The 10,649-nt window shown below is 32.9% G+C and carries 15 protein-coding genes; 2 read left to right on the forward strand and 13 right to left on the reverse strand.

The genetic code is table 11. From position 1 onward, the window contains the following. Both N3C60_08620 and N3C60_08625 read left to right on the forward strand, forming a co-directional pair. The coding region (locus N3C60_08620) for a 4Fe-4S binding protein (protein MCX8084967.1) at positions 1 to 1,295 on the forward strand (1,295 nt) is incomplete at its 5' end. Continuing rightward, complete coding sequence (locus N3C60_08625; protein ID MCX8084968.1) at positions 1,292 to 1,693, forward strand: hypothetical protein; 402 nt, start codon at positions 1,292 to 1,294, stop codon at positions 1,691 to 1,693. The genes N3C60_08620 and N3C60_08625, both read left to right, overlap by 4 nt. On the opposite strand, the gene amrA is transcribed toward N3C60_08625, so the two are convergent. From amrA to N3C60_08690, 13 genes are all read right to left on the reverse strand, one after another. Next, positions 1,685 to 2,272 carry an AmmeMemoRadiSam system protein A gene (gene amrA, locus N3C60_08630; protein ID MCX8084969.1) on the reverse strand — a complete coding sequence of 196 codons (588 nt, stop codon included), beginning with the start codon at positions 2,270 to 2,272 and terminating at the stop codon, positions 1,685 to 1,687. The two genes, N3C60_08625 and amrA, sit on opposite strands and share 9 nt — an antisense overlap. An 11-nt stretch (positions 2,273 to 2,283) precedes the next feature. Continuing rightward, the gene (locus N3C60_08635; GenBank protein MCX8084970.1) at positions 2,284 to 3,567 is read right to left on the reverse strand and encodes a hypothetical protein; all 1,284 of its coding nucleotides are present in this window, start codon (positions 3,565 to 3,567) and stop codon (positions 2,284 to 2,286) included. A gap of 13 nt (positions 3,568 to 3,580) precedes the next feature. Next, positions 3,581 to 3,943 carry a hypothetical protein gene (locus tag N3C60_08640; GenBank protein ID MCX8084971.1) on the reverse strand — a complete coding sequence of 121 codons (363 nt, stop codon included), beginning with the start codon at positions 3,941 to 3,943 and terminating at the stop codon, positions 3,581 to 3,583. Further along, positions 3,940 to 4,485 (reverse strand): hypothetical protein, encoded by a 546-nt coding sequence (locus tag N3C60_08645; protein MCX8084972.1) that lies wholly within the window; start codon positions 4,483 to 4,485, stop codon positions 3,940 to 3,942. The genes N3C60_08640 and N3C60_08645 overlap by 4 nt, the downstream gene beginning before the upstream one ends. Beyond that, on the reverse strand, positions 4,478 to 5,041 hold the full coding sequence (locus N3C60_08650; protein ID MCX8084973.1) for a hypothetical protein: 564 nt from the start codon (positions 5,039 to 5,041) through the stop codon (positions 4,478 to 4,480). Before N3C60_08650 ends, N3C60_08645 begins: the two co-directional genes overlap by 8 nt. Continuing rightward, positions 5,038 to 6,015: a hypothetical protein gene (locus N3C60_08655; GenBank protein ID MCX8084974.1), complete on the reverse strand. Its 978-nt coding sequence runs from the start codon at positions 6,013 to 6,015 to the stop codon at positions 5,038 to 5,040. The genes N3C60_08650 and N3C60_08655 overlap by 4 nt, the downstream gene beginning before the upstream one ends. Next, entirely contained in the window at positions 6,012 to 6,722 is a 711-nt protein-coding gene (locus tag N3C60_08660; protein MCX8084975.1) for a CDC27 family protein, read from the reverse strand. The genes N3C60_08655 and N3C60_08660 overlap by 4 nt, the downstream gene beginning before the upstream one ends. Beyond that, positions 6,723 to 8,000: an AAA family ATPase gene (locus N3C60_08665; GenBank protein ID MCX8084976.1), complete on the reverse strand. Its 1,278-nt coding sequence runs from the start codon at positions 7,998 to 8,000 to the stop codon at positions 6,723 to 6,725. Further along, positions 8,000 to 8,269, reverse strand: a complete 270-nt coding sequence (locus N3C60_08670; protein ID MCX8084977.1) for a hypothetical protein — start codon at positions 8,267 to 8,269, stop codon at positions 8,000 to 8,002. Before N3C60_08670 ends, N3C60_08665 begins: the two co-directional genes overlap by 1 nt. Before the next feature lie 125 nt (positions 8,270 to 8,394). After that, positions 8,395 to 9,135: a type II secretion system GspH family protein gene (locus tag N3C60_08675; protein MCX8084978.1), complete on the reverse strand. Its 741-nt coding sequence runs from the start codon at positions 9,133 to 9,135 to the stop codon at positions 8,395 to 8,397. Then, positions 9,135 to 9,668 carry a hypothetical protein gene (locus N3C60_08680; GenBank protein ID MCX8084979.1) on the reverse strand — a complete coding sequence of 178 codons (534 nt, stop codon included), beginning with the start codon at positions 9,666 to 9,668 and terminating at the stop codon, positions 9,135 to 9,137. The genes N3C60_08675 and N3C60_08680 overlap by 1 nt, the downstream gene beginning before the upstream one ends. Next, entirely contained in the window at positions 9,665 to 10,099 is a 435-nt protein-coding gene (locus N3C60_08685) for a hypothetical protein (GenBank protein MCX8084980.1), read from the reverse strand. Before N3C60_08685 ends, N3C60_08680 begins: the two co-directional genes overlap by 4 nt. Beyond that, the coding region (locus tag N3C60_08690) for a hypothetical protein (protein MCX8084981.1) at positions 10,096 to 10,649 on the reverse strand (554 nt) is incomplete at its 5' end. The genes N3C60_08690 and N3C60_08685, both read right to left, overlap by 4 nt.

The following is a 10,649-nucleotide window of genomic DNA, read 5'->3' on the forward strand; positions in this document are numbered from 1 at the left end:
CCATGAAAATAAAGACAGGTTTTGAGATCATAAGTGATTTTTTGGGTAGGGGACATTACAATCTAATATATTTGGATACGAATTTCCCTTTACCTATAAAAGAATATGGTTATAAGCCTCCTTTAAGTAAGGATGATGCTATTACAGTTATGCTATCATCTGCTGTTTCAGGTGGTAATGTTATTGGTTTTTTCAATTCTGATATTAGGTTACATAATTTTGTAGAGCTTAGGGGTCTGGCGATTTTCGTTACTACAGAGCTGCCATCTGATCCTACTGTACCCATCATATTTTGCAGGGATATTAAGGATCTTCCTAAGAGGTATGAACTTGCTGTAAGTGTTTCAGAAGAGTTTAGAATACCTGTATTTTTGTGTGTAAATGCTAATGCCATCTTTAATTTTCTTGAGATTGATAATATAAATTTAACAACAGAAAGGGTTGCACCATATATTTCGCCTGAGATATTTAAAAAGCTAAAAGTTCATTACGACCAAAGTAAGTACAATGCAATCAATGATTTTTTGCAAAATAGACTATCCCCAAATTTTGAGGGTAATGGCACGATCTCTTTTAGGAAAGCTGATGGGAAGTTTTTAAGGTTTTTTGTTCCTTTTACAACCAAGATAGACTTTAATCTTGAACAAGAGTTGATCGATAAACCGGAGTTATATTTCTGGAAGAATATTCAAAAGGGTAAGCTGTTTCATTTTAGTTCATCTGTTAGCATAGATGGGGAAAAGAGGGTATTAAGGGATATATTCTGTCCCGGTTGTCCTATTTTGATGATATCTAAGAATATCCCATTTAATGACAGAATTTTGGTGACGGATATTCATTGCCCTACTATTTTTAGATATTTTGGTTTTAAAAAGCAGAGCTTAAAGGATGTGGTGGGGATGGTTATGCATGATAATCAGAAAAAAGTGTTTTTTGTTGGTAGGTTGTCAGCTCTGGATCAGGGGATATTCAACAATATTAAAAACCTAAATTATATTTTCCTTAATGATGGTGTTAAAAATATTTTTTCTATTCCGGTCATTTCCAGACCTTATAAGTTTAAAGATTTGAATACAGTTTTTCCTTATAGCTGTAATAATATCCCAAAAATAGGTAATTACAAAATTAATACTAAAAAGTGTGTGTGCTTTCATAAGAATGAGAGCCCCCATTGTGTTAGAGGTAGTCATTGCCCGGCAATTTATGAGTACAATGGTGCTGTAAGTATTAATGAAAAGTTTTGTAATGGTTGTAGACTTTGTTATATGAGTTGTCCCTATGGAGCAATAAAATGAACTATATCATACATATTATTGGGTTGGATAGACGGACGATAGATCTTGTCGTAAAACTATTTATTCATAGTGCCAGAGAAGCTGATTATATTGTGAGCGTTGAAGGTGCTTTTCCTGAAAATATTTTCGATGCAATAATGTATAAAGTTTTCCTTAAAGGAAGTGAAAAAAACAATGTTTGTAAAATTGTAGTTGATTTTGATAACGTTTGTATTACTGATGATGTGGATATATCACCAAATAAGTTATTGATTAACATTGATAAAAATTTATATCATTATTGGTATCTTTTGGGGATATTATTTAAAAGGGTGGATGATCTGTCTACTGGTTTTGTTGCAGGTTACCTCATCGAAAACAGAATGGAACAGGAACTCAAAAGCTTTAGATCAGCCTAAATTGCTTTCTGAGAACACTATGGCCCTAAACCTATAAAGCTCTATATGCTCCTTTTTCCAGATATCATTGGGCAAACCAGCTTTTAAACAGGTATAAGAGAGGAATTGATATTTATCCCAACCATGTTCAGTGGCTACTTGAGGTAGCAATACACCAGAGTTAAAACCTTTTTTTACATATAAACCGTCAAGCCCCACCTCAATATCTTCAACACTGTGCAGTCTCTCCATAGGTGTCAACACAGAAATCTCTATTTCTATATCGTTTAGCTCGCTTTCCTTTAGTGGAGAAAATCTTGGGTCGTGAAATGCCGATTGAATAGCCATGTCAGATACCACATCGTATAATTTCATATCCATCCTAAAGGTGCCGATACAACCCCTAAGATCACCGTGTTTGTGAAGGGTTACAAAAGCACCACATTTCATAGATAATTCATTATAGATTTCATTTTTAATGTGATTGGACAGATTTTTAAGATATTCTCTTGTATTGTTTGAATGATGAAAATAATCCCTTATGGTGTTTCTTGCTATAGTTAGGAGTAGTTTTTTAGACTCAAGTGATAAGGTAATCATACTACAGCCTCTTAATTTTTGCTGAGATCTATCACTTTTGGGGTAACAAAGATAAGTAGTTCGTTGAGATCTTCTCCGGAGGATTTATTTCTGAAGAGGGCACCTAAAAGGGGTATCTTGCTTAAAAGGGGAACAGAGGATTCATTTTTAAACATACTTTCTTTTTTGAGACCTGCTATTATAAGTGTTTCGCCATCTTTTAGTGTAACCTGTGTTTCAGCTTTGTTAGTATTTTTAGAGGGGATACCATCGATTTTTTTCTCTTCGGATCTGTCAAATTCACTTAACTCAATTGCAAGATTTAACAAGATATTACCATTGCTCATAACCTGTGGAGTTATTTCAAGGATCGTTTTGGCCTGGTCAGTTTGGATAGTGGTCTCCTGTGTTGTGGAGGTTGTGCTTGTTTTAGTTTCCCTGAACCTTATCTCTTCACCACTTTCGAGTTTTGCTTTGTGATTGTTCATAGTAAGGATTTTGGGGCTGTGCATGATCTTGGCTTCACCTTTTGTTTCTAAAGCATTCAATTTAGCATTGAGTATGAAATTATTATTGAAGCTACCCAGCGTTATTCCAAGCCCTGCCCCCATACCAGCTCTTACAGTGTCTGAGATGGGAAGATTTATAATATAGTTCCTGTTTGTATCTTGACCTGCACCTACTTGAATAGAATAAGGGAAGTTATACCGTGTTTTGTCATTTATATTTGCACCCCACTGGATACCAAGATCTTTTCCTCCATTTTTGGTTGTACGGACTATTTTAGCTTCTATCATTATCTGTTGGGAGGGTTGATCTAATTTTGATAGTAGGTCTTTGATATGGGTCATGTTGGATTTTGTATCTGTAATAATTAGTGTTCCTGTGGAGTTATCCATTACTACTTTCCCACCAGTTGTAATCGTAAAATTGGTTACTAAGGTAAGGAGCTGATCTATTTTTACATATTTGGGCTTAAAAAAGTAGGTCTCAACATTTTCTGAAACAAGGCTTGTTTGGGTAAAAGGTTCGGATTTGGTGATGTAAATAATATTGTTTTCTGTGCGGTATGAGAGATCTGCATTTGAAGTAATACTTTTCACGGCATCAATTAAGGTGACATTATCTAAGAAGACGGATACCTTTCCTTCTATCCCTTTACCGATCACGATATTTGTGCCTGATAGAAGTGATAGCGCGTTAAAAACATCTTTTACATCTGCATTTTTCATATTTATGGATACTTTCTTGTTGAGATTAGCTAATGCAAAAGATTGTAAAAACAGTATCATAAGGATAAGATATAAGAATCTCATACACACCACCACCTTATTTTATAAATATAGTTTCTTTTTTACCTTTTTTGTCGAATGTTACGCTGTTTATAGTGATTTCAGTGATCTTGTACTCATTAAAGCTATCTCCGACTTTGTAAAGGTTGCCGTTGATAATTGCTATAAGATTATTATCAGCTTTCACAACACCTTCAAGGTTTATTGCTGAGAGGTTATCCCCTTTTGGTACAGGTACCACAGTGGAAAGGGGAGGGATGGTTTTATCTATCTCTTTTTTAAAAGGTATAGATAGCTTGGGGATAAGCTTTTTGTTGTCAGGCAAATCAAACATAAAAAGAAAATCGGAGGCTGAACAGATACTATAAAGGATTAACAAAATAAAAAGCATCTTTCTCATTGTTGCTCCATAGTGAATAATGTTATTATCATGGCAACAGATAAACCTCTTTCAGTGTTTGATATGTTTATGTTATTAATTTGCATAGGTTTTTTATGATTTTCGATGGTATCCATAAGTAGGAGCAGATTGTTTAGATTGGTGGTAAAGGTGGCGTTTATAGTGTAAAACTTTTTGCTTCCCTCTTTTTTTATATCCGTGATATTTAGAGAGTTAAGGCTAATGCCTGAGTCTATGAAAAGATAATTGATAACTTCTGAAACTTTGTCTGTGAGATTTATATTCTTTTTTATGAACCAGAGATTTAGTTGCTTTTGATTTATGGTGTTATTGTACTCTTGTAGTTTGTTAAATATTTTTAAGTTATTGATAAACCTCTCACTTTCTACGGTCAATTGGGCATTCAAGTTTTCGATATCGGTTATTATTTTTTTGGATTTCGATTGATTGGGGATGTAAATATACCTGTAATAGAAATAGTTAATGAAGATGAGAACTACGAAAACAAGAATTATGATATCGCGAAGTTTTACATTAGCCATCTAAACCTCTAAAAGTTATTATAAGGTTGAAGGAAAAGGTATTATCCTGAAGTTTAGTAAGATTGCTAAATTTTTTATCTTTTATATACTCAGTATTTTCGATTTGTTTGTAAAATTGATAAAACTTTTTGGTATTCTGTGCAGTGGCAGCTATATGGACCGTTCCCTCTGAATAGGTTATATTTTGAATCTGAATACCATCGGTAATAAGTTTTAATGTTCTTATGATGTTTATAAAGGCTGAATGTTTTGTATTAAACAATGAGGTATAAAGGTTTTCAGAGACATTCAATTGGTTTATCGTTGTTTCCATGTTTTTCTTTTCCATTTCGTATTGGGCGAAAGATGCATTTAGTTTTGTCATCTGTTCTATCTTGTTAGCTTTTTCTCGCTTTACAGATTCTAATTTCACCTGATTGTATCTATCTATTGCATAGAGGAATATGAGGAGTAGAAAATTAGCAATGCAAATAGCTATTAAAATTTTAACTGCAGCATATTTTTTTATGTCAAATCTATACTGTTGAGGCAATAGATTAAGATATCTCTTGGTCATTCTTCTAACCCTAAACAAACCATTAGTTCTAAAAATTTCAGCTTTTCATAGTCTATCTCTATATCTGAAGTTAAAAATTTCAATAGGTTTTCTTTAAAAACTGGGATACCGAAAATATTTGAAAAGTACAAGTCAAGGTCTGGTATGCTATTGCCATATCCGGTAAGTACTATAGTGTTTGGTGGCTCGGCTCTGTATGTTTGAAAATACAGATCAAATGTCCTTTGAATCTGAACAGAAACTCTGTCTATAGCAGAACTTATATTACTATATTCTTGATCTTCTGTTTTGTTTCTATCAAGACCTTTTTTTACAAGTAATTCCATAGCTTGGGAAGGTTCTATACTTGCAGTTAGGGCTAAGTTATTTACAACGTCATTAAAACCGTTCATAACCTGTCTTTCCAATGTCATGATACCATTTTTGTATATGATAAATATACTGTCATCTTGTCGTATGTGCAGGTTAACAAAGTGATCGTAGTTTGTGATTTTACTGATTCCTCTGGATAATGAATCACAATCTGTTTCTGCAGTAATTAGTTTAAAGCCTTCTTTGGTGAGATCTTTGAAAATAGTTTCAGATATTTTTTTGGGTATTAAAGCAGCATAACATATATGCATCTCTTCCATAGGTGTTAAGGTATAATCGAAATTAAAATCTGTAAGTTCTATCATGTAATTTTCTTTTATTCTATTGATTACTTCCATCTTTAGGTCTTTTGGTTTACCTTTTATGGGGAATACATCCTTAATGATATCTCTCGAGGTAAATGTTAGGTAAGTAAAAAGATCTTTATCAGAATAGGATTTGATCTCCCTGGCTATTGTCTTAAAATTGTCCATTTCGTTTGTGTCAAAAGGGAAATAAGAGTAGTTCAAAAGTTTAAGTCCATCTTTTACCTTTTTAAACACGGCATGATTTATTTCGTTTTCACCTATGGCTATGGTATTGATAACATTTATATCTATCATCCCTTTTGTAACCCCAGTTTGATGGATTCTATTTTAATTATAACACGGTATTTGATTAAATCATTTTTTATTAATGATAAAGCTTTTTTATACAAGATTAGTGCTTCTTCGAGTTTTCCATTTTTTTCAAAGGTAACTGCTTTGTTTATTAATATATTTTCATTAGTATCTTCAAGTGTGTTTATAATATTCATTGCTTTGACATAGTCGCCATAACTATAGTATATATATGCTAAAAGATTTGCTGATGTATTGTCTTTCTGTAGGGTATATGATTTTTCTAAATGAGGTTTAGCGTCTGCTGGGCTATTTAGTATAAAATAATAAATCCCTAGAAACTTCGACTTTAATGGATCGTTTGGATCTATTTTCGAAATTATATTCATGGCAGCTGTTGTGTCATTATTTATGATTGATTTATAGAAAGTATAATACTTGTTTGCTTCTTTTGCCTTTTGATATTCTGCTATCTTTTTGGTTAGTATTGCTGTATTTTCATCTATACTAATGGGGTCTTTCAAAAGCTTATTTAAGACAGGTGTCTTGAACAAAAAGTATATTGTAATTAAAGAAAGCATAGCAATGGCAATAATAATATATATCTTATTCAGTGATAGGGATGCTATTTTGGAGGTAGCTTGGTGGGAGAAAACTACCTTTTTTCTCTCATTTTTAATTTTCTTTAGAGCATTTGCGATTTCACTCATCTATTCACATACCCTTATTTCAAAAAGTTTTTTATTATTATAAATATATCCTGTTAAATTGTCTATAGAAATTAGAAGCCACTCATTATGTTCGATAAAATTATCTAATATATAACGATGATCTTTTTTCAACACAAGCTTAACCCCACTGCTAAGGCTACTTTTATTTCTAAGATTGATATTAGTTTTTGTAAAGAGGCAATATTTTGTTTCTGTTGTATGGGTTGTTGTATTGTTTTTTTTCTCATAAGTTTTGTTGTCGCTAATAATATTATCCGATGATTTATTATCAGTAGAATTGTTATCGGTGTGGTGTTCGTTGATTTTTGGGATAGAAATATTGTCTTTGAGTTCAATTGGTATAATAGTGGGCTCATTTTTGGTTTGGACATAGGACAAACTTAGTATTATTGTTCCGATCATTAGAATGGGAATAGAGTAATATAACCATCGTAAAGCCGGTTTTTTGTCTTGATTTATGTAGTATTCCTTAGAAGCTTTATCGATTACACTCCTATCTATCTTTTTTTTCTGAAGTGAGTAACCTATTAGTAGGGCTTTATCACAAATCTGATTTATTTCCCTTGGGTTACCTTTTGTATATTTATATATCTGTTTTATTGCACTTTTATCGAAGATGTAGCGTCTTATGCCTGCAGCAACATTTATCCTATGGATGATATAGTTTTCTGTATCATTGAAATCAAAGTTTTTTAACGTTGCCCTTACGGAAATTCTCTGGTTTAATTGTCTTAATTCTTCTTTTTTAAGGAGAGTTTCAAGTTCTGTTTGACCGGAGAGTATGATCTGGATGAGTTTATCATTTTCTAATTCAATGTTTGAAATTTGTCTAATCATTTCGAAGGATTCAAGGGAGAGATTCTGGGCTTCATCTACGATAACCACAGCATTTTTATTGCTTTTGTATGTATTTACGAGAAAATTGGTGAGTTCTTGTAAAACATCACCTTTGTTTAGGCAAAGGGAGATATCGATACCAAAATCTTTGGCTATTGAGTAGAGAAGTTCGTCGGGAGAGAGAAAAGGGTTTAAAATTAGTGAGATATGATAATCTGGATATTTTCTCACCAAAAATCTTATCAGAGTAGATTTACCAGTACCAACCTCACCTACTAAGGTAATGAAGCCTTTTCTATATTTTATTCCATATTCCAATAGCTCTAAAGCCTCTTCATGTTTGGACGAAAGATACATGTAGTCAGGATCTGGTGTTATTTTAAAGGGATCTTCAATAAATCCGTAAAATTCGAAGTACATTATCTATCCACTCTAAATTGGGCAGTTAGTTTTCTTTTCATAGCGGATGATTCTGCTTTTGAAACGATTGTTTTAATAGTTGATGGGGGGATTGTATAGTTATCATCTTTGCTTGTCAATGATATTTCAATTTTTATATTGTCTATATAAAATGTGTGTGTTCCATTAGGTAAGTTGTTTGTCATTGCTAATTCAAGGCCACTTTCAGCAGCAAAAAAAGCTTTTGTAGAATGTAATTCTTCAGCAGAGCTTATATTTTGGCCGGACAAAAAATTGACAAGGGTCAAACCTATGAACGAGAAAATAAGTAATAGAAATATTGCATATATAAGTGTTGATGCTCTCTTATGGATTCTAAGTTTGTTTAAAATAAACTTTCTGATAAGACTCTCCTCTATGGTGTATTCCTTATATGAACTTTATGTTTATAAGAAAGCTTGACATCATTTTTACTCATTTCTAAGTAAATGTCAACTATCTGGTCATTTATCACAAAAGATGGGGGAGTGTAGGAATATTTTAGCGATTGAACGTTGTTTATAATCGTATAACAGTTTGATACGATTGGATGGGTAGGAGGCATAGTTTTGGAACTACAACGTTGAATAGTGTTATTTTTAAAGGTAAAAGTTACAACTTCATCTACTACATAGAATTTACTTTGGGGTGAGTCCAATGATATTGTTTTGCAAAGTTTATATGTTATCGAAATATTATCAGTAATGGTATAAAGTGATTTATTATCTGATGATTGGCAGATGTTGCCACCATATATTGAGTTTTGGTCAAGATTGTAAATGGAGATGTTATCATTTTTGGATAGATATCCAAAAGTATTATTGTCAACGGATATGTTCTGATCATCGACTTTTAAGTAGTATCCACCTTTTGAAAATTTAACAAATGTTATAGATGTATTGTTGTCATCTAAAACCACGCTGTTTGGTATAGCCTCCCTTAGCTCTCTACTAATCCTTTCTGCACCAAATTTAGCTTCGTAGAAGAGTTGGTATGTTATTTTAGCGGTGATGTAACCATCAAAAATTATTTTTAAAAGTCCTACTCCTATGGTACTTACAATACCTAATAAAACTATTACAATGACCATTTCTATTAAGGTAAAAGCCTTTTTCATCAGTAGTTACCTTTTAAGAACTTTACTGTATAATTCTCATTTAGAAATAAGGAGTTTGGTTTTACTGTGACAGTTATGAGTTTTAGATTTTGTGCTGTGGAGCACTCTTCCACAATATTTTGACCGCTGATTTTAGCATAGGATACCTTGATGGATATGGTATAGTTGGGTGCAAGGTTGAATGCGGTGCTATCATAGTTAGTAGTGGTACATGGACAGTTAGAGCCTGTATTACATTTTATAAAGTCGTCCACATCGTCAAAATCTGAAATATTGTCTGATATCTCTTCTCTTCCAATGTTTGCTGATAAAAGATTTATAGTGCCATTATCTGCTGCGTAAGAATCGTTGTCAAAGGCTTTACCATATATCTCTTCCATCACAGATTGGGCAATCTGAACCCCTTTAATTCGTATGGTGGGATCATAAATTTTCCCAAGGGAATTGTGAAATAAAGCTAATATCCCCATTACACCAACTGAGAAGACTATTATGAAGATAATTATTTCGATGAGAGTAAAGGATTTTTTCATTCTATTCCACCCTGGGGGTTGATTTTTCGTGTTGTTGAGCCAAAGGTTATGGTAATGGGTGTTGTAAAGAGATTATTGTTATTACTATTGTTGTCCTGATCGGGTCTACCTAAAAAGTCAAAAAAAACTTTATTGGCACTCGAGGATAAGTTTGAAGTGACCTTTACTGGGTTTTCTCCACCGGGTAATTGTACTGTTTTGTTATCTTCATCTTTGATTAAATACTGATTTGAAAAAAATTCTATTGACCATCCTCCTCCAACTACCATAGATTTATGTTGGGCGTATCGGATGTTTGCTACAAGAGATGTTAGTTCAGCTTCTTCTTTAAAATCGGAAATTGTGAGTTTAGGTCCCACAACAACAGCCAAAATACCTACTAATAAGATTATTATAACAAGCTCAATAAGTGTCCAGCCAGATTTGATCATCTTGCAGGGACCTCTTTCCAGTATAGTCTCTTATTGTGATTACCATATATGCCAAATGTTGCTACACCTTCACTTAGTGGGTATTTAATATCAGCATTTTGAAGGAAAGATAAGCCTGTAAGTCTTAGTTTCACTGATCCGTCATTATTGTTACCCGGTGCTTTGAGCTTTATTTCATAAGTTGCATTCCCTTTTTTCTGGATAGATAGGATTTGAGTTTCACCGGTGTTTAGGTTTCCACTATAATTGGATAGAGTAAATAGATTGTTTGTAAGATCGGTGCAAGAGTCATTGTTATTTATTTTCCATTGGTTACTGATTGGGTCAAAGTACACTATGTATGCTGGCATGTCGAGATCATAATTAACTGGTCCGTAAGCATTTTTTATATTTAGTATGCCATAAAGTGCACGTAAATTATTAGTAATTGTAGCATAGTCACAACTCGATGAGCAGTTAGGTTGAGTCAATGTCATATCTGGATTAATGATAAAAATATTATCAGGGTCATCGACTTTTATACCAAGTCTAAATGGCTCATAGGAGCTTA

Source organism: Calditerrivibrio sp. (genome assembly GCA_026415135.1).
Taxonomy (GTDB): domain Bacteria; phylum Chrysiogenota; class Deferribacteres; order Deferribacterales; family Calditerrivibrionaceae; genus Calditerrivibrio.